The organism is Pseudomonas sp. GW821-FHT05H12, from assembly GCF_059419385.1.
This window is the reverse complement of the sequence record NZ_JBWKRS010000004.1, coordinates 101251-126225: the sequence shown is the minus strand read 5'-3', so window position 1 is coordinate 126225 and position 24975 is coordinate 101251. Positions and strand designations below refer to the sequence as shown.

Sequence of the window (24975 nt, the reverse complement as noted above, 5' to 3'; positions counted from 1 at the left end):
TGTAGAACAAATGAATACATATGAAACGATCTTCAGCCCTTAACTAAATGTTCCTTCACCTCGCTGAAAGGCGCGTGTTAGGTGGGTCGGGCAAGACTGCCGGGGTTTGCAATCCTGCTCCAATGGAGGTTCACGCATGCTCGGGCTGGTAAAGACCGCACTGCAAAAGCCGTACACGTTTATCGTGTTGGCCATATTCATCTGCATCATCGGGCCGATGGCGGCCCTGCGAACCCCTACGGATGTTTTCCCCGATATCGGCATCCCCGTGGTCGCCGTGGTCTGGCAGTACAACGGCCTGTCGCCGGACGCCATGGCCGGTCGGGTGATCTACACCTACGAACGCTCCCTGAGCACCACCGTCAACGACATCGAACACATCGAATCGCAATCGCTGCCCGGCATGGGCATCGTCAAGATCTTTTTCCAACCGGGAGTGGACATCCGCACCGCCAACGCCCAAGTGACGGCCGTTTCACAAACCGTCCTCAAGCAAATGCCACCGGGCATCACGCCACCGCTGATCCTCAACTACAGCGCTTCCACGGTGCCGATCCTGCAACTGGCGTTCTCCAGCCCCAGCCTCTCGGAGGCCAAGATCCGCGACCTGGTGCAGAACAACATCCGCCTGCCCCTGAGCGCCCTGCCCGGCCTGGCCATGCCCACGCCCATGGGCGGCAAGCAACGCCAGATCACGCTGGACCTCGACCCGCAGGCGCTCGCGGCCAAAGGTTTGTCGGCCCAGGACGTGGGCAACGCGCTCGCGCTGCAGAACCAGATCATCCCGGTGGGCACCGCCAAGCTCGGCCCCAACGAATACACGATCCTGCTCAACAACAGCCCCAAGGCGATCGATGAACTCAACGACCTGCCGATCAAGACCGTCGACGGCGCACTGATCACCATCGGCCAGGTGGCCCACGTGCGTGACGGTTCGCCACCGCAGACCAACATCGTGCGCGTCGACGGCCACCGCGCCGTGCTGATGCCGGCGCTGAAAAACGGCAGCATCTCCACCCTGTCGATCATCGACGGCATCCGCCAGATGCTGCCGCGCATCAACGAAACCCTGCCACCGTCGCTGAAGACCTCGCTGCTGGGTGACGCCTCGGTGTTCGTCAAAGAGTCGGTCGGCAGCGTGGCCCAGGAAGGCATCATCGCCGCCCTGCTGACCAGTGCGATGATCCTGCTGTTCCTCGGCAGCTGGCGGTCGACGCTGATCATCGCCGCCTCGATTCCCCTGGCCGTGCTCTCGGCCATCGCCCTGCTGGCCGCCACAGGGCAAACCCTCAACGTCATGACCCTGGGTGGGCTGGCGCTGGCGGTGGGGATTCTGGTGGACGACGCCACGGTGACCATCGAAAACATCAACTGGCACCTGGAACAAGGCAAGGCGGTGAAAACCGCGATCCTCGACGGCGCCGCGCAAATCGTCGGCCCGGCGTTCGTCTCGCTGCTGTGCATCTGCATCGTGTTCGTGCCGATGTTCCTGCTGCAAGGCATCGCCGGCTACCTGTTCCGGCCGATGGCCCTGGCGGTGATCTTTGCCATGGCCAGCTCGTTCATCCTGTCGCGTACGCTGGTGCCGACCCTGGCGATGTTCCTGCTCAAGCCCCATGTGCCGGAGCAAGGGCCGGGGCATCACCCGGAAGATGAGTTCATCAACCACCACGAAGGTGAGCAGCACACCAAACCGCGCAATGCCGTGCTGCAAGCGGTGCTGAATTTCCAGCAGGGTTTCGAGCGCCACTTCTCGAATATCCGCGACACCTACCACGGTCTGCTGACCCTGGCGCTGGGCCATCGCAAGCGCTTCATCGTCGGGTTCCTGGCTTGCGTACTCGCCTCGTTCCTGTTGCTGCCAAGCCTGGGCCAGGACTTCTTCCCGGCCACCGACGCCGGCGCCCTCGCCCTGCACGTGCGCCTGCCACTGGGCACGCGCATCGAAGAAAGCGCGGCCGCGTTCGACCGCATTGAAGCGCGGATCCGCGAGGTGATCCCGGCCGAAGAACTCGACACCATCGTCGATAACATCGGCATTCCCCTCAGCGGCATCGACATGGCCTACAGCAGCAGCGGCACCATCGGCCCGCAGGATGGCGACATCCAGGTCACCTTGAAAAAGGACCATGCGCCGACTGCCGACTACGTGAAGAAACTGCGCGAAGCCCTGCCCGAAAGCTTTCCCGGCAGCCACTTCGCCTTCCTGCCCGCCGACATCAGCAGCCAGATCCTCAACTTCGGCGCACCGGCCCCGCTGGACGTGAAAATCTCCGGGCGCAGCGATGAAGAAAACCGCGCCTACGCGGTGGAACTGGAACGCCGCCTGCAACACGTACCGGGCATCGCCGACCTGCGCATCCAGCAGTCAACGGGCTACCCGTCGCTGCAAGTCAACGTGGACCGCATGCGCGCCAATGGCCTGGGCATCACCGAGCGTGACGTGACCAACAGCATGGTCGCGTCCCTCGCCGGCAGCTCCCAGGTGGCACCGACCTTCTGGCTCAACCCGGCCAACGGCGTGTCGTACTCAATCGTCGCCGCCACCCCGCAATACCGTCTCGACAGCCTGCCGACCCTGGAAGCCTTGCCGGTGACCGGTGCCGATGGCCAGTCGCAAATCCTCGGCGGCGTGGCCACCATCTCGCGGGTGCAGAGCCCGGCGGTGGTGACCCACTACAACATCGAACCGACCCTGGACCTGTACGCCAACGTGCAAGGGCGTGACTTGGGCGGCGTCGCCCGCGACGTGCAAAAAGTGCTGGATGACACCGCCTCCATGCGCCCCAAAGGCGCGGTGATCAGCCTGCACGGGCAGATCGATGCATTGCATGAAGCCTTCAGCGGCCTGAGCTTTGGCCTGCTCGGCGCGGTGGTGCTGATCTACCTGCTGATCGTGGTCAACTTCCAGTCCTGGGCCGACCCGTTTGTGATCATCACCGCACTGCCCGCCGCATTGGCCGGCATCGTGTGGATGTTGTTCCTCAGCGGCACGTCGTTGTCAGTGCCGGCCCTCACCGGGGCCATCCTGTGCATGGGCGTGGCCACGGCCAACTCGATCCTGGTGGTGAGCTTCTGCCGTGAGCGCCTGGCCGAACATGGCGATGCACTGAAGGCCGCGATGGAAGCCGGCTACACACGCTTTCGCCCGGTGTGCATGACCGCCCTGGCCATGATCATCGGCATGCTGCCACTGGCGATTTCCCAAGAACAAAACGCCCCCCTCGGCCGGGCGGTGATCGGTGGCTTGATCTTCGCCACCGTCGCCACCCTGCTGTTTGTTCCCGTGGTCTTCAGCCTGGTCCACGGACGTCATCCTACTCGCGCTGTTGCTGGAGAAACTTCACATGTCGTCTGATCACAAACCCTCGCGCAAGCGTCTGATGCTCATGGGTGTCGGCGGCCTGACTCTGGCCGCCCTGTTGGTCGCCAACGGCCTGCACGCCCGCACGATGCACGAACAATCGGTAACCGCCTGGACGGAAACCGCCGCCATCCCCCAAGTGATGGTGTTCCAGCCCAAGCAAAACGCTGCCGGTGACACGCTGCGCTTGCCGGCGCACCTGGAGGCCTGGAGCAAAGCGCCGATTCATGCCCGGGTCAGTGGCTACCTCAAGGACTGGAAAGCCGACATCGGCACCCAAGTCAAAGCCGGGCAAATCCTCGCCGAGATCGACAGCCCAGACCTGGACCAGCAACTGGCGCAAACCCACGCCCGACTGATGCAGGAGCAAGCCAATGCGCGCCTGGCGGAGACCACCGCCACGCGCTGGCAAAATCTGTTGGCCAGCCATTCAGTGTCGCGCCAGGAGGCCGATGAAAAAACCTCCAACGCTGCGGCGGCCAAAGCCAACGCCGAAGCCGCCGCTGCCGACTATGCACGGCTGTCGGCACTGGAAAGCTACAAGACCATCCGCGCCCCATTCGCTGGCACCATCACTGCGCGCAACACCGATATTGGCCAGTTGATCAAGGCCGATACCGACAGCGACCCGGAGCTGTTCAACATCGCCGACACCCATCAACTGCGCCTGTACGTGCCGGTGCCGCAGAACTATGCGGCGGTGATCCACCCGGGCCTTGAAGCCGAACTGACCGTGCCGGAACACCCGGGCGAGCATTTCAAGGCGCGCCTGATCGGCGACTCCACCGCCATCGACCGGCGTTCCGGCACCCTGCTCGCGCAGTTTGTGGCCGATAACCCCAACGGTGAATTGCTGCCCGGAGACTACGCCGAAGCCACGCTGCCGATCCCGGCCGACACCCACGGCGTGAGCATCCCGGCCAGCGCGTTGATCTTCCGCGCCCAAGGCACCCAAGTGGCGGTGCTGGACGCGCAGAACCATGTGCACCTGCAAAACATCCACATCGGCCTCGACCTCGGCGAACGCCTGGTGATCGACCAGGGCCTCAAGCCCGCCGACCGCATCGTCGACAACCCGCCCGATGCCCTGCGCGAAGGTGACCCGGTACAACTGGCCGACGCCTCCGGAGGTGCGCATGCGCCCAAGGCTTAAGCCCCTCGCGGCCTTGATGCTGCTGGCGTTGCAAGGCTGCTCAATGGCGCCCACGTACAAGGTGCCAAGCGTGGACCTGCCCGCCGGCTATCGCGAACAGACCAGCGATGGCCCGTGGCACAGCGCGCAGCCGTCCGACCAGTTGGCGCCCGAATGGTGGAAGCTTTACAACGACCCGCGTCTGAGCGAGCTGCAACAACAACTGCTCAAGGCCAACCCGGACCTGGCCGCAGCGTTGGCGCACTTTGATGCGTCCCAGGCCTATGCCAGCCAGCTGCATGCCGGCTTGTTCCCGCAGATCACCGCCAGCGCACAACCCCTGCGCCAGCGGCAATCGGACACGCGACCGTTGCGTGGCAGCACGCAGCCGTCGGTGTACAACAGCAACACCGCCGGTTTTTCGTTGAGCTATGACTTGGACCTGTGGGGCAAGATCCGCAACCAGGTTGCGGCCGGCGACGCCCAGGCACAAGCGTCTGGCGATGACCTGGCCGTGGCGCGCTTAAGCCTGCAGCATCAGTTGGCGACCTTGTACGTGCAGCTCAACGGCCTGGATGCCCAGGCGCGGATTCTCAACAGCTCGCTGGACGATTTCAGCCAGGCGTTGCAACTGACCCGCAGCCGCTACGAAGGCCAGATTGCCTCGGAGCTGGACCTGACCCGCGCGCAAAACCAGCTGGCCGAAGCCAAGGCCCAGCTGGATGAAGTACGCGGCCAGCGCAACCTCACCGAGCATGCGATTGGCGAGCTGGTGGGGGTAGCCGCGAGCACCTTCACACTGCCGCCGAGCCAGCAATTGATCGCGTTGCCCGGCATTCCATCGCAGCTGCCGAGCCACCTGCTGCAACGGCGCCCGGATATTGCTGCGGCTGAACGCCGGGTGTTTGCCGCCAACGCCAACATCGGCGTGGCTAAGGCGGCCTGGTACCCGGACTTCAGCCTCACCGGGTTGATTGGCGGGCAGACCCAAGGGGTCGGCAACCTGTTTTCGGCGGGTAATCGTTATTGGGCGCTAGGGCCGTTGGTCAATTTACCGATCTTCGATGGCGGCCGTTTGAGCGCCAATGAGCGTCAGGCCAAGGCCGAATTCGAAGAGGCCTCGGCGCAGTACCGCAGCCACGTGTTGAAAGCCATCCGCGAGGTGGAAGATAACCTGGCGCAACTGCGGGATTTGCAGCAGGAAGCCCAGGATGAACAAGCCGCGGCGGATGCGGCGCAGCATACCCAGGCGCTGGCGATGAACAGCTATCAGGCGGGGGCGGTGAGTTACCTGGATGTGGTGACCGCGCAGACCGCCGCGTTGCAGGCACAGCGCACGTTGCAGGCGGTGCAGACGCGGCAGTTGCAAGCCAGCGTCGGCTTAGTCACAGCGCTGGGGGGCGGCTGGCAACCCTCCTCCTGACACCCCGTAATCACCTGTAGGAGCCGGCTTGCCGGCGATGGCGATAAACCAGGCAGCATTGCTTTGCCTGACACTCCGCTATCGCCGGCAAGCCGGCTCCTACATTGGGTGGTGATTCAGGCAGCGAGCTTGCCGCTGGCAATCGCGGCAGACGCAGCAACCATCGCCCGCAACAACACCGCACACCCCGCTGCCAGGTCATCCGGGGCGGCGTTCTCGATTTCGTTATGGCTGATGCCCCCCTCACACGGCACAAAAATCATCCCGGCCGGGCCGAGCTCGGCGACGAAGATCGCGTCATGCCCTGCTCCGCTGACGATGTCCATGTTCGACAGTCCCAGCCCATTCGCCGCATCGCGCACCGCATTCACGCAGCCTTTGTCGAAGTACAACGGCGGGAAGTCGGCCGTGGGCTCCATCTCAAAACTCAGGCCATGTTTGGCGCAGGTCTCATCGATCACCTTGCGCACCTGGGCAATCATCGAGTCCAAACGTGCGGGTTCCAGATGACGGAAATCCAAAGTCATGCGCACTTCGCCAGGGATGACATTGCGCGACCCCGGATACGCCTGCAGGCACCCCACGGTGCCGCACGCATGCGGCTGATGCCCCAACGCCGCCGCATTCACCGCCGCGACCACCGCAGCGGCGCCCACCAGGGCATCCTTGCGCAGGTGCATCGGGGTAGGTCCCGCGTGGGCTTCCACGCCGCGCAGTTTCAGGTCGAACCACTTCTGGCCCAGCGCCCCCAGTACCACGCCGATGGTTTTCTGTTCATCCTCAAGGATCGGGCCTTGCTCAATGTGCGCTTCAAAATAAGCACCGACTTTGTGCCCGCTGACGGCACGCGTTCCCGCATAGCCAATCGCATTCAACGCATCACCCACGCTGACGCCGTCGGCATCGACCTTGGCCAGGGTATCGGCCAGGGTGAATTTTTCGGCAAACACCCCCGAACCCATCATGCACGGCGGGAAGCGCGAGCCCTCTTCATTGGTCCACACCACCACTTCCAGCGGCGCTTCGGTTTCCACGTTGAGGTCGTTGAGGGTGCGCAGCACTTCGACGCCGGCCAGCACACCGAAGCAGCCGTCGAACTTGCCACCGGTGGGCTGGGTGTCGATATGGCTGCCGGTCATCACCGGTGGCAGGTTGGGGTTGCGCCCGGGGCGACGGGCAAAAATATTGCCGATACCGTCGACGGTGACCGTGCAGCCCGCCGCTTCGCACCATTGCACGAACAGGTCGCGGGCCTTGCGATCGAGGTCGGTCAGGGCCAGGCGACACACGCCGCCCTTGGGCGTGGCACCGAGCTTGGCCAGGTCCATCAGGGACTGCCACAAACGGTCGCGGTTGATGAGCTGATGGGTGGATTGCAGAACGTCGAGGGCAGCGTTCATAGGGATCTCCTCAGGCTACATTTTTATAGGTTGAACGGGCTTGTGTGGGAGCTGGCTTGCCTGCGATGGCGGACTGTCTGCTAAAACAGGATCAACTGATACACCGCTATCGCAGCGATGCGGCGACCCGACAAGCCAGCTCCCACATTGACCGTATTTACAACGGGGATTTGGCGGTGACTGGACGGGCCGCTCGCTTGGCATTCAGGCCGTAATACATCAAGCCGCCCAACGCCGAGCCGGTGAACCAGCCATAGCTGTAGAACCAGCTGAACGCATCGCTGCCCAGGGACAACAGCGTCAGTACCACCGGCACGCCGAAGGCAATGAAGCCGCTCCAGTTCCACGCCGGGTACACGTCATCGCGGTACAAACCGGCCAGGTCCAGTTGCTGTTTGCGGGTGATGAAATAGTCCACCACCATGATCCCGGCGATAGGCCCCAGCAGGCTGGAGTAGCCCAGCAACCAGTTGGAATACACCGTCTCCAGGCTCACATCGGACACGATCAGCCCCAGCTTTTTCAGCAGCTCATGGCCCATCAGCGCCAGCCCCACCAGCCCGGTGAGGATCACCGCCGTGGTGCGGTTGATCAGCTTCGGCGCGATGTTCTGGAAGTCGTTGGTGGGCGAGACGATGTTCGCCGCGGTGTTGGTGGACAAGGTGGCGATGATGATCAGCGCCATGGCAATGGCCACCCACACCGGGCTCTGGATATGCCCGATCAGGGTCACTGGGTCAGACACGCTCACGCCCACCAGTTTCACCGAGGCGGCGGTCATGATCACGCCGAGGGCGGCGAACAGGAACATGGTCAGCGGCAGGCCAAAAATCTGCCCGAGGATCTGGTCCTTCTGGCTTTTGGCGTAGCGACTGAAGTCCGGAATATTCAGCGACAGGGTGGCCCAGAAGCCCACCATCGCGGTAAGGCCGGCCATGAAGTAACCGGTGAGGCTCGCGCCTTCGGGGCGCTTGGGCGGGATCGCCATCAACTCGCTGATCGACACATTGGGCATCGCCCACACCAGCAGGCCGATGCCCACCGCCACCAGCAACGGTGCCGAGAGGGTTTCCAGGCGCTTGATCGACTCGGCGCCGCGCAGCACCACCCACAGGTTCAGCGTCCAGAAGATCATGAAGCCGATCACCTCACCCGTGCCGCCGAGGGACTTCCAGCCCTCGAAGATCGAACCCAGGAACAGGTGGATCGCCAGCCCGCCGAACATCGTCTGGATGCCGAACCAGCCACAGGCCACCAGCGCGCGGATCAGGCACGGCACGTTGGAGCCGAGGATGCCAAAGGAGGACCGCAACAACACCGGGAACGGAATGCCGTACTTGGTGCCGGGGAAGGCGTTGAGGGTCAGCGGGATCAGCACCACGATGTTCGCGAGCAAGATCGCCATCAGCGCCTCGCCCACCGACAACCCGAAATACGCCGTGAGCACCCCGCCCAAGGTGTAGGTGGGCACGCAGATCGACATACCCACCCACAGGGCGGTGATGTGCCATTTGTTCCAGGTTCGTTCATGCACCTTGGTCGGTGCCATGTCGTGGTTGTAGCGAGGGCTGTCGAGGACGTCGGGGCCGGCGTCGAGTTCGTACAGGCCGTTGCGCTCAATGACTTGCGATCTGTTCTGTTGCATGGCCGCTCCACGGTTTTTCGAATTATTTTTGCTCACCCAACGCATCACGCCGGGTGGCCGGAGTACCTCGTAAACAACATGACATCACGGGCCCGGCCAGCCGCCACTGCACTCAATAACCGTGCCGACAACCGTTACCGAAACCGCACCGCTTATATAACGCACTGATGTTTATCAGCTTTCCGATTGGGCCCTGGGTACTTGCTGCGTGACTCAGGCTAGATAACGCGCAAGTTATTCGAACTGTCAGGACTCAATCTGGTGCAACACAATTATTTTTATTTCCCATGCCCGTCAAGTGGCATGTCTCAAGCGTCTGATTTGCAATAAGAAATGTTGCTCAATTTAAGAACCTGTCAAGTGCGTCAAAATGGTGAGATGGCGCTTCATTTTGGTGAAAACAGATTTTAATCCTTATAAATCAACATATTAAATACGATATAGGCTTATAAAAAATCTTCTTGCCCAATCTAAAAACTCGGGCTAGTTTCTATTCCTGTCACCGATGACAGGAATTAACCGACCATCGGTAAGCAGCATTACAACACTTAGAACTGGCACAAGCCGGTCAAGCCTGTGAGGAACTCGACATGTCGCTGTTGATCCGTGGCGCTACCGTTATTACCCATGATGAAAGTTACCGCGCCGATGTTTTATGCGCAGGCGGTCTAATTCGGGCCATTGGCACGAACCTGGATATTCCCGCCGGCACTGAAGTACTCGATGGCAGTGGCCAATACTTGATGCCGGGCGGCATCGATCCCCACACCCACATGCAACTGCCCTTCATGGGCACCGTGGCCAGTGAAGATTTTTTCAGCGGCACCGCCGCTGGCCTGGCCGGTGGCACCACCTCGATCATCGACTTTGTAATCCCCAACCCGCAGCAGTCCTTGCTGGAGGCGTTTCATCAGTGGCGCGGCTGGGCGCAAAAGTCCGCCTCCGACTACGGCTTTCACGTGGCAATCACCTGGTGGAGCGAGCAGGTGCGCGAAGAAATGGCCGAGCTGGTCAGCCACCACGGCATCAACAGCTTCAAGCATTTCATGGCCTACAAGAACGCGATCATGGCGGCCGACGACACCCTGGTGGCGAGCTTCGAGCGCTGCCTGGAACTGGGCGCCGTGCCCACCGTGCATGCCGAAAACGGCGAGCTGGTGTATCACCTGCAGCGCAAGCTGATGGCCCAGGGCATCACCGGGCCGGAAGCACATCCGTTGTCGCGTCCCTCGCAAGTTGAGGGCGAAGCGGCCAGCCGGGCGATCCGCATTGCCGAGACCATCGGCACCCCGCTGTACCTGGTGCATGTGTCGACCAAGGAAGCCCTCGACGAGATCACTTACGCCCGCAGCAAAGGCCAGCCGGTCTATGGCGAAGTGCTCGCCGGCCACCTGCTGCTGGACGACAGCGTGTACCAGCACCCCGACTGGCAGACCGCCGCCGGCTACGTGATGAGCCCGCCCTTCCGCCCGCGTGGGCACCAGGAAGCGCTGTGGCATGGCCTGCAATCGGGCAACCTGCACACCACCGCCACCGACCACTGCTGCTTCTGCGCCGAACAAAAAGCCGCAGGCCGTGACGACTTCAGCAAGATCCCCAACGGCACGGCAGGTATCGAAGACCGCATGGCGGTGCTGTGGGATGAAGGCGTGAACAGCGGTCGCTTGTCGATGCAGGAGTTCGTCGCCCTGACCTCCACCAACACCGCCAAGATCTTCAACCTCTACCCCCGCAAAGGCGCGATCCGCGTTGGCGCCGATGCCGACCTGGTGCTGTGGGACCCCGAGGGCACGCGGACCATTTCCGCCAAGACCCACCACCAGCAAGTCGACTTCAACATCTTCGAAGGCAAGACCGTGCGCGGCGTGCCGAGCCACACCATTAGCCAGGGCAAGCTGGTGTGGGCCGATGGTGACCTGCGTGCCGAACGCGGGGCCGGGCGGTATGTGGAGCGGCCGGCGTATCCGGCGGTGTTTGAGCAGTTGAGCAAGCGGGCTGAGCATTCCAGGCCCACGGCTGTGAAACGCTGAGGCCGCCTTCGCAGGCAAGCCAGCTCCCACACTGACTGTATTCACAAATAAAAATATGTGAACCCGATCAACTGTGGGAGCTGGCTTGCCTGCGATGAGGCCAGCACAGGCAACACAAAAACCAATGCCCATCAGAGGCAGCACCTCAATCACCGTGAGGCCAAACCCGTGATCCAGACCCTGACCCACCTCCCCCATCCCCATGAAGACGGGGCAACACTCGCCAGCCACTTCACCGACCTGGCTCCGCCACTCAACGCGCGCCAGGCCCAACTGGAAGCCTCGCGCTGCCTGTATTGCTACGACGCGCCGTGCGTGAACGCCTGCCCCAGCGAGATCGATATCCCGTCGTTCATCCGCAACATCCACACCGAAAACGTCCAAGGCGCCGCGCAGAAGATCCTCTCGGCCAACATCCTCGGCGGCAGTTGCGCGCGGGTGTGCCCCACCGAAATCCTCTGTCAGCAAGCCTGTGTGCGTAACAACGCAGAAGAATGCGCGCCGGTGCTGATCGGCTTGTTGCAGCGCTACGCGGTGGACAACGCACACTTCACCGAGCATCCGTTTCATCGCGCCGCCTCGACCGGCAAGCGCATCGCCGTGGTCGGCGCGGGGCCTGCGGGCCTGGCCTGTGCCCACCGCAGTGCGTTGCATGGCCATGACGTGGTGATCTTCGAAGCCCGGGAAAAAGCCGGTGGCCTGAATGAATACGGGATCGCCAAATACAAGCTGGTGGATGACTTCGCCCAGAAGGAGCTGGATTTCCTGCTGCAGATCGGCGGCATCGAGATTCGCCACGGCCAACGCCTGGGCGACAACCTCACCTTGAGCGAACTGCACCAGCAATTCGACGCGGTGTTCCTCGGCCTCGGCCTGGCTGCCAGCAAACAACTCGGCCTGCCCCATGAAGACGCCCCCGGCCTGCTCGCCGCCACCGACTACATCCGTGAACTGCGCCAGGCCGATGACCTCACTCAACTGCCCCTGGCCGACCGCTGCATCGTGCTCGGCGCCGGCAACACCGCCATCGACATGGCTGTGCAAATGGCCCGCCTCGGTGCTCGCGACGTCAACCTCGTGTACCGCCGTGGCCTGGCGGACATGGGCGCCACCCACCATGAGCAGGACATCGCCAAGGCCAACCAGGTACGCCTACTGACCTGGGCCCAGCCAGAAGAAGTGTTGCTGGATGACAGGGGCCAGGTGCGCGGCATGCGCTTCTTGCGCACGCGCATGGAAAACGGTCGCCTGCACCCCACCGGCGAAACCTTCGAGTTGGCCGCCGATGCCATCTTCAAGGCCATCGGCCAGGGCTTCGACAGCGCGGCACTGCACGATCCGTTGGCCCAACAACTGCATCGGGTGGGCGAACGGATTTTCGTCGATGAACACCTGCAAACCAGCGTTCCAGGGGTGTACGCCGGGGGCGATTGCGTCAGCCTCGGCCAGGACCTCACCGTGCAGGCGGTGCAACACGGCAAGCTGGCCGCCGAGGCCATGCACGCCCAACTCATGCTGAATGTGGAGGCTGCGTAATGGCCGATCTCTCGATTGTGTTCGCCGGTATCAAAGCCCCCAACCCCTTCTGGCTGGCCTCTGCGCCGCCCACCGACAAGGCCTACAACGTGGTCCGCGCCTTCGAAGCCGGCTGGGGCGGCGTGGTGTGGAAAACCCTCGGTGAAGACCCGGCGGCGGTCAACGTGTCGTCACGCTACTCGGCCCACTACGGCGCCAACCGTGAAGTGCTGGGTATCAACAACATCGAGCTGATCACCGACCGCTCCCTGGAGATCAACCTGCGGGAAATCACCCAGGTGAAAAAGGATTGGCCAGACCGCGCATTGATCGTGTCGCTGATGGTGCCGTGCGTAGAGGAGTCGTGGAAAAGCATCCTGCCCCTGGTGGAAGCCACTGGCTGCGATGGCATCGAGCTGAACTTCGGTTGCCCCCATGGCATGCCCGAACGCGGCATGGGCGCGGCGGTCGGCCAGGTGCCGGAGTATGTGGAACAGGTGACGCGCTGGTGCAAGACCTATTGTTCACTGCCGGTGATCGTCAAGCTCACGCCGAACATCACCGACATCCGCGTGGCGGCGCGGGCGGCGTATCGCGGCGGCGCGGATGCGGTGTCGCTGATCAACACCATCAACTCCATCACCAGCGTCGACCTGGAACGCATGGTCGCCCTGCCGGTGGTCGGCACCCAGAGCACCCATGGCGGCTATTGCGGCTCGGCGGTCAAGCCGATCGCGCTGAACATGGTTGCCGAAATCGCCCGCGACCCGCAGACCCAGGGCCTGCCGATCTGCGGCATTGGCGGCATCGGCAACTGGCGCGATGCGGCCGAGTTCGTCGCACTGGGCTGCGGCGCGGTGCAGGTGTGCACGGCGGCGATGCTGCATGGGTTCCGGATTGTCGAGGAGATGAAGGATGGGCTGTCGCGGTGGATGGACAGTCAGGGTTACAAGAACCTGCAGGAATTCTCCGGGCGGGCGGTGGGCAATACCACGGACTGGAAGTACCTGGATATCAACTACCAGGTGATCGCCAAGATCGACCAGGAGGCCTGTATTGGCTGTGGGCGTTGCCATATCGCCTGTGAGGACACTTCGCACCAGGCCATCGAGAGCGTGAAATTAGCGGATGGCACGCATAAATATGAGGTGATCGATGAAGAGTGCGTGGGCTGCAACCTGTGCCAGATCACCTGCCCGGTGGCGGACTGTATCGAGATGGTGCCGATGGACACCGGCAAGCCGTTTTTGAATTGGACGCAGGATCCGAGGAATCCCTACCGGGAGGCGGTGTAGTTCTGTAGACCGCTATCGCCGGCAAGCCGGCTCCTACAGGGGATTGCGTTCCAACTGTGGGAGCTGGCTTGCCTGCGATAGGGCCCTCAGATCCACCACAAAAATCAAGGCTCCAACCCAATCCCCCGCAAAATCACACTCGTCACCGTCTGTATCGCCTTCTCGAACTGCATGTCCGACAACGGCTGGTGATCATTCAGGATCTTCACCTGGTGATCAAAGTCCGCGTAGTGCTGGGTCGACGCCCAGATCATATACAGCAGGCTCGACGGTTCCACCGGCAGGATGCGCTTGTCCTCTACCCACTGGCGAATCTTCGCTTCCTTCATCTTGGCCCAGTCGTACAGGCTTTCATCCAGCGCCTCACCGAGCGTCGGTGCACCATGGATGATCTCGTTGGCCCACACTTTGGATCCATACGGCCGCGTGCGCGAACGCTGCATCTTGGCGCGGATGTAACTGCTGAGCACCACCCGTGGGTCATCGAAGGTTTCGAAACTCAGGGCATCCTGCTTCCACACTTCCAGCAGGTCGAACAGCACCGCACTGTACAGCTCGCTCTTGGTGGTGAAGTAGTAATGCAGGTTGGAGCGCGGCAGTTGCACTTCTTCGGCAATGTCGGCCATGGCGGTGCTGCCATAGCCTTTTTCGGCGAAGATTTTCTCCGCCGCCAGCAGGATTTTCTCGACGTTGACTCGACGAATTCCGATCTTGTGATTACCCATAAAGGCTGCAAACCCACTCACTGTCTATGGACGCTTCAAACGGCACGTGCACCATCACATCACGAACAGACACATTAGGCCACACACCTGCCGCCTCAACTTCGGCTTACGCAGCCGATTGACCGGACATGCCGTTGATCGACAGGTCGGCGTTCGCCTCGCAAAGGCTGCAGTTTTCCTCGGCGTCCGGCCGCGTGATCGGGCTATGATCGGCACATCTGAACCGGACCCCTGACCTATGGCCGTCGACCTGCACACCCTCTATCCAAAATTGATCCACCTGATGCTGGACACGGTCTTCGTGGTCGAAAGCAACAACCAAATCGTTTTTGTCAGCGATGCCTGTGAAACGCTGCTCGGCTATCGCGCCGACGAGTTGACCGGCACGCTCATCACCGACTACATGCACCCTGAAGACCTGGCGCGCACCCGCGCTTCGATCGTGCGGGTCATGAACGGCAAGCCCCACGTCGACTTCCGCAACCGGTATATCCGCAAGGATGGCGGTGTCGTGCACATCCTGTGGGCGGCCTTCTGGTCCGAAGAGGTGGGTGCACGGATCGGCGTTGCACGGGACGTCACGGCCCTGACCCAGGCCGAGGAGGAGCTGCGTTTTCTCGCCCATCACGACCCGCTGACCGCGCTCACCAACCGCTCGCTGTTCAACGACGGGCTGGACTCGGCCCTGCAGGCCGCGCAGCGGCAGAACAGCACCCTGGCGTTGCTGTTTCTGGACGTCAATGACTTCAAGGGCATCAACGACGTGCATGGCCATGGCGTGGGCGACCGGGTGCTCTGCGTGATTGCACGACGGCTGGAACGCTGTGTGCGTGAGGGCGACCTGGTGGCGCGGATGGGCGGGGATGAGTTCACGGTGCTGCTGACGGATATCCAGTCCCAGGACGCCGTTTACGCGAAAGTGACTCAGATCCTCGCGGTCATGGCAGAGCCGTTGGGCGCAGGCTTCGAAGGGATCAAGATGCCGTCCTGCAGCATCGGCGTGGCGTTTTATCCAGCGGACGGTGAGGACGCCGATACGCTGCTCAGCCATGCAGACGGTGACATGTACCAGACGAAACGGCGCAGGCTTGCGGCGGAGTGAAGAGCCGCGTGCACGCCAGGTGAAACTTCCTGTGCGAGCCTTTCCCCTGGAAATCGGATTGGTTAGGATCGCGATCCCAATGAAGGATCAATGCCATGACTATTCGACCTCGCGTGGCCGCCGACGACCCAGTGCTGGGAGCACTGTGGGAGCGCTCGGTGCGGGCCACCCATGACTTCCTCCCCGAGGATGACATTCAACGTCTGCTGCCTCTGGTGCGTGATACCTACCTGCCCATGCCCGCCCTCGACGTGTGGGTGTATGAAGACAGCGCCGGCGTCGCCGGTTTTATCGGCACCGGTGGGCACAATGTGGAGATGCTCTTCATCGAGCCTGCGCGCCGTGGCCAAGGGGTTGGCCGCCAACTGCTGGACCACGCCCGCGCCCGCCACGACACCCTGACGGTGGACGTCAACGAACAGAACCCCCAGGCCGTGGGGTTCTACCTGCACTATGGTTTTACCCAGGTCGCGCGTTCGCCGCTGGATGGCGAAGGCAAGCCCTTTCCCTTGCTGCACTTGGCGTTACCGACGCCCTCACCTGAAGGTACTGAACCATGCTGATCAAGAAAACCCTCACCGCTGTCGCGCTGCTCGCCTCCCTGCTGGGGGCCTCGGCAGCGTTCGCCCACGCCCACCTCAAGAGTTCCACCCCCGCCGCCGACAGCACTGTCGCGGCACCAGCCGACCTGCGCCTGACCTTCAGCGAAGGCGTCGAAGCCACGTTCACCAAGGTGTCCCTGAGCAAGGACGGCACCGAAATCGCCATCAAGGGCCTGGAAACGCCGGACGCCGACAAGAAAGTCCTGGTGGTCACACCGGCCGCCCCGCTGGCAGCCGGCAACTACAAAGTGGTGTGGAATGCGGTGTCGGTCGACACCCACAAGAGCAACGGTGAATACAGCTTCAAGGTCGGCCAATAACCCATGGCGACCCTGCTGGTGCTGTGTCGCTTCCTGCATTTTATCGTCGTGTTGCTGATGTTCGGGGCCTGTGTCTTCAGGCCCTGGCTGCTCGGCGCTGAACCGCGACCGGCACTGGACCGGCACGTGCTGCGCATCACCCGCGCCCTGGCCGGGGTCGGGCTGTTCTCTGGCGTGGCCTGGTTACTGTTGATCACTGCCAGCATGGCGGGCAGTTGGGACGCAGCCTTGCAACCGGCCACCGTGCAGTTGGTGCTGGGTAAAACCTTCTTTGGCCAGGTGTGGGCCTGGCACCTGTTGTTCAACCTGCTGCTGGTGCTGGCGCTGATCAAACCCTGGCCCGCGCTGCGCCTGCCGTTGATCGCCCTGCTGCTGGTGACGCTGGCACCGGTGGGGCACGGCGCCATGCTCGATGGGCTCAGCGGGCAACTGTTGATCCTCAACCAGGTGGTGCACCTGGCGTGTGTTGGCACGTGGTTGGGTGGCTTGCTGGTGCTGGTGTTGGTCCTGCGCCAACCGCAGGGTCATAGGCTGGAGCCGATCCTGCGGCGCTTCAGCGGCGTGGGGTATGGCCTGGTCGTCGGGTTGCTGGTGACCGGGCTGATCAATGTGCGCGTGCTGACTGGGCAACTGTGGCCGACGCCGTTGTTCAGTGGCTTTGCCTTGATTCTGCTGATCAAGGTGATGCTGGTGTTGGGGATGCTTGCCCTGGCGTTGCTCAATCGTCTGCGCATCGAACGCTGCGAGGAGCGCGTGGGCAGTTTGAAAGCCAGCGTGATGCTGGAATGGGCGCTGGGCATTGGCGCGGTTGCCGCGGTTTCCTTGCTCGGTACCCTGCCGCCGATGGTCATGGCGGGTTAAAAATTCACGTTGAAATGTCATCACTGTGGGAGCTGCGGGGCGACGGTTCGGCTTGCCTGCGAAGGCGGTATGGCTGGCGACTAGGATCGAGAGCTTATCCGTTACTTAGGTAACGGCTGCTATTGGTTCCGCCCTTACGGCGGGTCACTTTCGAAAAGCGCGAAAGTAACCAAAGCGCTCTTGCCCCACCACTCGGCACCTCGCCTAGGCTCGGTGTGCCCGAACGAAGGCTTGAATCCGTGGGCCGCCGTCATGGGCCATCCTTGGCCCAGGACGGCTAACCCGACGTCCTGCCGGGTTACCCACGGATTCAAGCCTGCGTTCGGCCAGCGTGGTTAACGGGGCGCCTAAGATCAAGATCAAAAGCAAGAGCACGGCGGCCTGAAAGCCGACCTGAGTGGTGTGGATCAAAAGCGAACGACTGTAGGAGCTGGCTTGCCGGCGATGCAGGCAACTCGGTGAATCAGGCATAACCGGTTGAGGCCATCGCAGCGGTGCGGCGATCCGACAAGCCAGCTCCCACATGGAACGTGTCCGTATTTTGATCCGTGCGGCCATAGTCATCGTATAACTTCTGCTTGACACCCCGCGAAAACCTCGTAAATATCCGCGCAATGTTGTACGACGACGTACGACAAATAATAAAAACAACAAATAAAAGGGAGTTTCACTGTGAGTCCATTCGCCCGCAATTCCTCCTCGCGTATCGGCCTTCTCGGTCTTGGCAGCCTGGTTTGCACCCTACCCCTGACCACCCACGCCGACGGTTTTATCGACGACGCCACGGCCACGCTTAACCTGCGCAACGCCTACTTCAATCGCAACTTCACCAACCCCACCTACCCCCAGGCCAAGGCCCAGGAGTGGACGCAAAACTTCATCCTCGACGCGCGCTCCGGCTTCACCCAGGGCACTGTCGGCTTCGGGCTGGATGTGCTGGGCCTGTACTCGCAAAAATTGGATGGCGGCAAAGGCACCGGTGGCACCCAACTCTTGCCGATCCACGATGACGGGCGCCCAGCGGACAACTTCGGGCGCCTGGGCGTGGCGCTGAAGACCCGGCTGTCGAAGACCGAATTGAAAGTCGGCGAATGGATGCCGGTGCTGCCGATCCTGCGCTCTGATGACGGCCGCTCCCTGCCGCAGACCTTCCGGGGCGGCCAGGTCACTTCCAACGAAATCGCCGGCCTGACCCTCTACGGCGGGCAGTTTCGCGGCAACAGCCCGCGCAACGACGCGAGCATGGAAGACCTGTTCATGAACGGCAAAGCCGCGTTCACGTCGGACCGCTTCAACTTTGGCGGCGGTGAATACAGCTTCAATAACAAGCGCACCCAGGTGGGCGTGTGGTACGCCGAGCTTTCCGACATTTACCAGCAACGCTATTTCAACCTGACCCACAGCCAGCCGGTCGGCGACTGGACCCTGGGCGCCAACCTCGGTTACTTCACCGGCAAGGAAGACGGACGTGCCCTGGCGGGTGATCTCGACAACAAGACCTTTTCCGCACTGCTCTCGGCCAAATACAAGGGCAACGCCTTTTATGTGGGCCTGCAGAAACTCACCGGCGACAGCGTGTGGATGAAGGTCAACGGCACCAGCGGCGGCACGCTGGCCAACGACAGCTATAACGCCAGCTACGACAACGCCAAGGAAAAATCCTGGCAAGTGCGCCATGATTTCAACTTCGTGGTGCTGGGCATTCCCGGGCTGACCATGATGAACCGCTACATCAGCGGCAGTAACGTACACACCGGGGCGATCACCGATGGCAAGGAATGGGGCCGCGAGTCGGAACTGGCCTATACCATCCAAAGCGGTACGCTGAAGGACCTGAACGTGCGCTGGAGGAATTCGTCACTGCGCCGGGACTTCAGCAACAATGAATTTGATGAGAACCGGCTGTTTATCAGCTACCCACTCTCTCTGCTCTAACCCTCTTCTGTAGGAGCCGGCTTGCCGGCGATGGCGTCCTTGAACCCATCGCACGACCTGGGGCCGCCATCGCTGGCAAGCCAGCTCCTACAGGGAGGTGTGTGTTGACAAGCCGAGGGGTCCGTAAGGATACTTTGGCAAAGTCATACGACAACCTACAACAACAATGGAACCCCCATGACCACCACGACTACTACACCCGTTCCATTCAATCGCCTGCTGCTCACCGGCGCTGCCGGCGGCCTGGGTAAAGTCTTGCGCGAACGCCTGCGCCCTTATGCCCAGGTGCTGCGCCTGTCGGACATCGCCGCCATGGCCCCCGCAGCCGGCGCCCATGAAGAAGTGCAAACCTGCGACCTCTCCGACAAACAGGCCGTGCACCACCTGGTGGAAGGCGTCGACGCGATCCTGCACTTTGGCGGCGTATCGGTAGAGCGCCCGTTCGAGGAGATCCTCGGCGCCAACATCAGCGGCATTTTCCACATCTATGAAGCCGCCCGTCGCCATGGCGTCAAGCGCGTGATCTTCGCCAGTTCCAACCATGTGATCGGCTTTCACAAGCAAGGCGAAATCCTCGACGCCCACTCGCCACGCCGCCCAGACAGCTACTACGGCCTCTCCAAGTCCTACGGCGAAGACATGGCCAGCTTCTATTTCGACCGCTACGGCATCCAGACCGTGAGCATCCGCATCGGCTCCTCGTTCCCCGAACCGCAGAACCGCCGCATGATGCACACCTGGCTGAGCTTCGATGACCTTACCCAACTGCTCGAACGTGCGCTGTATACGCCAGACGTCGGCCACACCGTGGTCTATGGCATGTCGGATAACCTCGACACCTGGTGGGACAACCGCTACGCCGCCCACCTGGGCTATGCCCCCAAGGACAACTCCGAAGTGTTCCGCGCACAGGTTGAAACCCAGCCACCGGTGGCCGCCGATGACCCGGCCAAGGTCTACCAGGGCGGTGCATTCTGCGCGGCCGGCCCGTTCGGCGATTGAGCCATGAGTGCAGAACTGATCGTCGACGCACGCAACGCGGTGGGCGAATGCCCGGTGTGGGTGCCTGAAGAAAACGCGCTGTACTGGGTGGACATCCCCCACGGCGGCCTGCAACGCTGGAACGCCGCCACCGGGCATGTCGCCGCCTGGAAAGCCCCGCAGATGCTCGCCTGCATTGCCCGAACGCAAACGGGCAACTGGGTGGCCGGGATGGAGAGCGGCTTTTTCCAACTCACGCCGCACAGCGATGGCAGCCTCGACACCGCCCTGCTGGCCAACGTGCAGCACCCGCGCGCCGACATGCGCCTGAACGATGGCCGCTGTGATCGCCAGGGCCGGTTCTGGGCCGGCAGCATGGTGTTGAACATGGGCTTGAACGCGGCCGAAGGCACCCTGTATCGCTATGCCAGCGGCACCGCACCCCATGCACAACTGGGCGGGTTCATCACCCTCAACGGCCTGGCGTTCAGCCCGGATGGGCGCACGCTGTACGCGTCGGACTCGCACCCGCTGGTGCAACAGATCTGGGCATTCGACTACGACATCGACACCGGCACGCCGTCCAACCGCCGCGTGTTCGTGGACATGCAGGCATACCCCGGTCGCCCTGACGGTGCGGCGGTCGACGCCGAGGGTTGCTACTGGATCTGTGCCAATGACGCCGGGCTGATTCACCGCTTCACCCCTGACGGTCGCCTCGACCGTTCCCTGGCAGTGCCGGTAAAGAAACCTACCATGTGCGCCTTTGGTGGCAGCCGACTGGATACCCTGTTCGTCACCTCGATCCGTGATGATCAGAGCGAACAGTCCGTGTCCGGCGGCGTATTCGCCCTCAACCCCGGCGTGCAAGGCCTGCCAGAACCGACCTTCGCGCTTTAGGTGAATGCCGATGCTGATCGAACTCGAAGACGCCCTCACCCACCTCACCCTGGCCCCGGCCGTGGGCGGCAGCATCGTCAACTGGCGGGTGCGCGCTACCGGGCAGCCCTTGCTGCGCCACAGTGACCAACAGGCGCTGGACACCGGCTTGCCGGGCAAGCTGGGGTGCTACCCGTTGGCGCCCTGGTCCAACCGGATTGCCGAAGGCGGTTTTGATAACCCGGACGGTTGGCTGGCATTGACGCCCAACAGCGCCCTCGACCCATTGCCGATTCATGGCTCTGCCTGGCAACAGGCGTGGCAGGTGGTCAGCCAATCTGCCGACGAAGTGGTGCTATCGGTGGAATGCGACACGCCGTTCGCCTATCGCGCTGAGCAAAGGTTTCGATTGGAGGGTGGCGAGCTGAGCATCGCATTACGCGTGACCCATCTGGCGGCACAGCCTGCGTGGCATGGTTTGGGATTGCATCCTTACTTGCCGCGCAAACCGCGGACACGGCTGCAGGCAGAGGCGTCGCAAGTGTGGTTGAGTGATGCGTCAAAGCTGCCGACGGGGCTGGCGTCGGTGCCGTCAGAGTGGGATTTCCAGGCGCTCAAAGGATTGCCCGAAGGGCTAGTGGACAATGGTTTTTGCCAGTGGGACGGCCACTGCGTGATTGAACAGCCTGAGTTGGGCTACACCCTGGAATGCCACGCCGAAGGTAGCGACTACTTTTTACTGTACTGCCCACCGGGGCTGGAGTTCTTCTGCATCGAACCGGTAAGCCATCCCGTCAATGCCCACCACCTGCCCGGCAGACCCGGCTTGAAACTGCTGGAACAAGGCCAGTCCACCCACCTCAACTTCGCCCTGAAATATCACCCCTTGTAGGAGCCCGGCTTGCCGGCGATGGGGCCATCAAAATCACCGCAAGACGTTCGGGCCCAATCGCCGGCAAGCCGGCTCCTACAGGGATCAGGGTGGGCTGTTCTTCAGGCGCCCCGCCGTGTCGATACTCACCACCACCGACAACCCCGGCCTCAACCGTTCGCTCTCGGCCTGGTCCGGGTCCACCGTGATCCTCACCGGCACCCGCTGGGCAATCTTCACGAAGTTGCCGGTGGCATTGTCGGCCTGCAACAGGCTGAACTCAGAACCCGTGGCCGGGGAAATGTGCTGCACCGTGCCATGGAATTTACGGTGGTTCAGCGCATCCACCGTGAAGGTCACCGGCTGACCGACCTGCACGTTGTCCATCTGGGTTTCCTTCATGTTGGCGATCACCCACAACTGCGGCGGCACCAGCGCCATCAACTGCGCGCCGGAGTTGACGTAGGCGCCCAGGCGCACGCCGATCTGTCCCAACTGGCCGTCACGCGGCGCTGTGATGCGCGTGTTCGACAGGTCGATCCGCGCCAGCTCCACCGCCGCATCGGCACTCGCGACGGCCGCTTCCAGGGAGCCGCGATTGACGATCACTGTTTGCAGGTCCTGCCGTGCGATTTCCAGGTTCGCCTGGGCCTGGGCCACAGCGGCGATGGTCTGCGCGTTGGCGGCGCGGGTCACGTCCAGCTCGCGCTTGGACACTGAGCCGTCACTGATCAACTCTTGATTGCGGCGCAAGTCGGCAGTGCTTTTACGCGACTGCGCCTCGCTGTCGGCCAGGGCCGCCTGGCGCAACTTGATCGTGGCTTCGGCGCTGTTGCGCTGCTGCACCACATTGGCCAACGCGGCCTTTTGCACCGCCAGTTGGGCCAGCGCCTGGTCGAGGCGCTGCTTGTAGATGCGGTCATCCAGGCGCACCAACAGGTCGCCGGCCTTCACGTACTGGAAGTCCTGCACCGGCACTTCGAACACATAGCCGCTGAGTTGCGGCCCGATGATCGTGACCTGCCCACGCACCAGGGCGTTCTCCGTGGTTTCCACCGCGCTGCTGAACGGCGGCAGCTGCCAGGCGTACAGCACGATCAGCACGCCGACGACGGCGATCGCGGCAAAGCCCAGGGACGAAAGAATGCGTACGCGCAACGGCCGCAGCTCGGTGGGCACGGCGCCGGGGGGCGTGCTGCCTTCCGGGGTGGCGGCAATGGCGGTGGTGGTCGTGGTGGAAGGTTCGGTCATGAAGATGCGCCGCTGGGTTGAACGGGAGTGGCTGCTCGGGTGGTGCTCATCAGCCACAGACTGCGGATAAAGATCCAGATCATGGTGAGTATCGCGATGATCGCGATCAACATGAAGACATCGTTGTAGGCCATCACGTTCGCTTCACGGGTGGCCGCCGTGGCCAGGCTGCGAATGCCCATGAGGTTGCGCAGCTCGGGGTCGGCGATGATGCCCCCGTAGGCCGAGCCGCCACTTTTCACCCGTGCGGCCACACGTGGGTCGAGCAGGGTCAGGTGCTCGACGATCATGCTGGAGTGGAATTTCTCCCGCACGATCTGGAAGGTGCCCAGCAGCGCCGCGCCGATCAGGCCGCCGAGGTTCTGGCAAATGCCGAACATCACCGAAAAACTCACCAGATTGCGCGGGTTGGTCAGCACGTTTTTCGTACCCAGCACCATGGTCGGCCCGAGGAAGAAGGTCCCGCCGAAGCCTAGCAGGAACTGGCTGATATACAGGTTTTCCGGGCGGGTCAGGTTGCTGGAAAAGCTGTCCATCACCGACCCCACCGCCATCAGCGCCAGGGAGATCACCAACGGCATCAACAGGTGCGCCGGGTTGATGGTCAACGCGCTCACTGCCAACCCGGCGATCGCCCCGGCCAGCATCACCACGTACAGCGTGTGCATCTGCTGGTAGCTCATGTTCAGCATCTGCATGAAGCCTACCGCGCCGGTGGACTGCTCGGACAGCACCATGCGAATCAGGATCACCGCCAGCGCCAGGCGGATCATCACCCCGCTGCCAAGCCAGCGGGTCATCAGCATCGGGTTGCTGCGGTTATGCTCGATGGCCAGGCCGGCCATGATCAGCACCAGGGAACAGGCCGACGCCACGCCGATCCACGGGGCTTCGAGCCACCAGTCGATACGCCCCAGGGACAACACGGCGCACAGCAATGCCACGCCGGTGGCGAGCAAGGCGAAGGTGAGGAAGTCGAGTTTTTCAAAGGTCTTGAAGCGGTCGCCCGGCGGCAACTTGAGCAGGAACACGCAGCCCAGGCAGATCAGCGCCATGCCCAGTTCGAACAGGTACAAGCCGCGCCATTCGGCGATTTGCAGCAGGTCTTCAGAGAACAACCGGGCCAACGGCAACGCCAGCTGCGCCGTGCCCAGGCCCAGCACCAGCGCCTTCAAGCGCCACTTGGCCGGGAACGCCTGGATCATGTAGTACAAGCCCAGGGAGCTGAGCGCCGCGCCCACCATGCCGTGGGCCGCACGCACCGCGATGGCCGAACTGAGGTCGTTGACGAACAAGTGGCCGAAGGTCACCAGCGCATACAGCACCAGGAACACCTCGGTGAACGCGCGCAGGCCGAACTGCTGGCGAAACTTCACCAGCAGCAGGTTCATGCACACGTTGGTCATCACGTAGGCGGCGGGCAGCCAGGCCATTTCGGCGGTGGTCGCACCCAGGGCGCCTTGCAGATATTGCAGGTTGGCAATCACCAGCGCGTTGCCCAAGCCCCCGGTGATTGCCACCAGCACGCCCACCATCGCGAACAGCCAGCGCTTGTGCGTGGGGTGCAACGGCGTCGACGGCGAACCGGGTAGGCTCGGGCGCTCGTGGGGTTCCCAGGCGTGGGGGGTGTATTTGTCCATTTAC

General features: G+C 62.5%; 19 protein-coding genes. 14 read left to right on the top strand and 5 right to left on the bottom strand.

Going from position 1 to position 24975, the window contains the following annotated elements:
- Window positions 1–136: 136 nt before the first annotated feature.
- Genes AC07SU_RS05085 through AC07SU_RS05075 form a run of 3 tightly spaced genes read left to right on the top strand, consistent with a single transcriptional unit; the run spans window position 137 to window position 5919 of the window.
- A complete protein-coding gene (locus AC07SU_RS05085; RefSeq protein WP_494996398.1) occupies window positions 137–3358 on the top strand; it encodes an efflux RND transporter permease subunit in 3222 nt (1073 codons plus the stop codon).
- Window positions 3348–4517, top strand: a complete 1170-nt coding sequence (locus AC07SU_RS05080; RefSeq protein ID WP_494996397.1) for an efflux RND transporter periplasmic adaptor subunit — start codon at window positions 3348–3350, stop codon at window positions 4515–4517. Before AC07SU_RS05085 ends, AC07SU_RS05080 begins: the two co-directional genes overlap by 11 nt.
- Complete coding sequence (locus AC07SU_RS05075) at window positions 4501–5919, top strand: efflux transporter outer membrane subunit (protein ID WP_494996396.1); 1419 nt, start codon at window positions 4501–4503, stop codon at window positions 5917–5919. Before AC07SU_RS05080 ends, AC07SU_RS05075 begins: the two co-directional genes overlap by 17 nt.
- 116 nt (window positions 5920–6035) lie before the next feature.
- Here the strand turns inward: AC07SU_RS05075 and AC07SU_RS05070 are convergent, their stop codons facing one another.
- Complete coding sequence (locus AC07SU_RS05070) at window positions 6036–7319, bottom strand: Zn-dependent hydrolase (protein ID WP_494996395.1); 1284 nt, start codon at window positions 7317–7319, stop codon at window positions 6036–6038.
- 157 nt (window positions 7320–7476) lie between these two features.
- Complete coding sequence (locus tag AC07SU_RS05065; protein ID WP_494996394.1) at window positions 7477–8964, bottom strand: NCS1 family nucleobase:cation symporter-1; 1488 nt, start codon at window positions 8962–8964, stop codon at window positions 7477–7479.
- A 590-nt stretch (window positions 8965–9554) separates the two neighbouring features.
- On the opposite strand from AC07SU_RS05065, the gene hydA reads away from it, so the two are divergent.
- The 3 genes from hydA to preA all read left to right on the top strand — a co-directional run bounded on the left by hydA (window position 9555) and on the right by preA (window position 13804).
- Entirely contained in the window at window positions 9555–10994 is a 1440-nt protein-coding gene (gene hydA, locus AC07SU_RS05060; RefSeq protein WP_176998913.1) for a dihydropyrimidinase, read from the top strand.
- 168 nt (window positions 10995–11162) lie between these two features.
- The gene (locus tag AC07SU_RS05055) at window positions 11163–12530 is read left to right on the top strand and encodes an NAD(P)-dependent oxidoreductase (RefSeq protein ID WP_176998914.1); all 1368 of its coding nucleotides are present in this window, start codon (window positions 11163–11165) and stop codon (window positions 12528–12530) included.
- Complete coding sequence (gene preA / locus AC07SU_RS05050) at window positions 12530–13804, top strand: NAD-dependent dihydropyrimidine dehydrogenase subunit PreA (protein WP_494996393.1); 1275 nt, start codon at window positions 12530–12532, stop codon at window positions 13802–13804. Before AC07SU_RS05055 ends, preA begins: the two co-directional genes overlap by 1 nt.
- A gap of 104 nt (window positions 13805–13908) precedes the next feature.
- On the opposite strand, the gene AC07SU_RS05045 is transcribed toward preA, so the two are convergent.
- Complete coding sequence (locus tag AC07SU_RS05045) at window positions 13909–14529, bottom strand: TetR/AcrR family transcriptional regulator (RefSeq protein WP_025854871.1); 621 nt, start codon at window positions 14527–14529, stop codon at window positions 13909–13911.
- Window positions 14530–14767: 238 nt separating this feature from the next.
- Between AC07SU_RS05045 and AC07SU_RS05040 the strand changes: the two genes are divergently transcribed.
- The 8 genes from AC07SU_RS05040 (at window position 14768) to AC07SU_RS05005 (ending at window position 22101) form a co-directional block, all read left to right on the top strand.
- On the top strand, window positions 14768–15631 hold the full coding sequence (locus AC07SU_RS05040) for a diguanylate cyclase domain-containing protein (protein WP_494996392.1): 864 nt from the start codon (window positions 14768–14770) through the stop codon (window positions 15629–15631).
- A gap of 95 nt (window positions 15632–15726) precedes the next feature.
- Window positions 15727–16194, top strand: coding sequence for a GNAT family N-acetyltransferase (locus tag AC07SU_RS05035; protein WP_176998917.1), 468 nt, complete (start codon window positions 15727–15729; stop codon window positions 16192–16194).
- The gene (gene copC, locus AC07SU_RS05030; RefSeq protein ID WP_176998918.1) at window positions 16188–16553 is read left to right on the top strand and encodes a copper homeostasis periplasmic binding protein CopC; all 366 of its coding nucleotides are present in this window, start codon (window positions 16188–16190) and stop codon (window positions 16551–16553) included. Before AC07SU_RS05035 ends, copC begins: the two co-directional genes overlap by 7 nt.
- Window positions 16554–16556: 3 nt before the next feature.
- Window positions 16557–17414 carry a copper homeostasis membrane protein CopD gene (gene copD, locus AC07SU_RS05025; protein WP_494996391.1) on the top strand — a complete coding sequence of 286 codons (858 nt, stop codon included), beginning with the start codon at window positions 16557–16559 and terminating at the stop codon, window positions 17412–17414.
- A 672-nt stretch (window positions 17415–18086) separates the two neighbouring features.
- The gene (locus AC07SU_RS05020) at window positions 18087–19349 is read left to right on the top strand and encodes an OprD family porin (RefSeq protein WP_494996390.1); all 1263 of its coding nucleotides are present in this window, start codon (window positions 18087–18089) and stop codon (window positions 19347–19349) included.
- 177 nt (window positions 19350–19526) lie between these two features.
- Entirely contained in the window at window positions 19527–20351 is an 825-nt protein-coding gene (locus tag AC07SU_RS05015; protein ID WP_494996389.1) for an NAD-dependent epimerase/dehydratase family protein, read from the top strand.
- A gap of 3 nt (window positions 20352–20354) precedes the next feature.
- Window positions 20355–21230 carry an SMP-30/gluconolactonase/LRE family protein gene (locus AC07SU_RS05010; protein ID WP_494996388.1) on the top strand — a complete coding sequence of 292 codons (876 nt, stop codon included), beginning with the start codon at window positions 20355–20357 and terminating at the stop codon, window positions 21228–21230.
- Between the two features lie 10 nt (window positions 21231–21240).
- Entirely contained in the window at window positions 21241–22101 is an 861-nt protein-coding gene (locus AC07SU_RS05005) for an aldose 1-epimerase (RefSeq protein ID WP_494996387.1), read from the top strand.
- An 84-nt stretch (window positions 22102–22185) separates the two neighbouring features.
- On the opposite strand, the gene AC07SU_RS05000 is transcribed toward AC07SU_RS05005, so the two are convergent.
- Both AC07SU_RS05000 and AC07SU_RS04995 read right to left on the bottom strand, forming a co-directional pair.
- Complete coding sequence (locus AC07SU_RS05000) at window positions 22186–23331, bottom strand: HlyD family secretion protein (protein WP_176998924.1); 1146 nt, start codon at window positions 23329–23331, stop codon at window positions 22186–22188.
- Window positions 23328–24971 (bottom strand): MFS transporter, encoded by a 1644-nt coding sequence (locus tag AC07SU_RS04995; protein ID WP_494996386.1) that lies wholly within the window; start codon window positions 24969–24971, stop codon window positions 23328–23330. The genes AC07SU_RS05000 and AC07SU_RS04995 overlap by 4 nt, the downstream gene beginning before the upstream one ends.
- Window positions 24972–24975 lie beyond the last annotated feature (4 nt).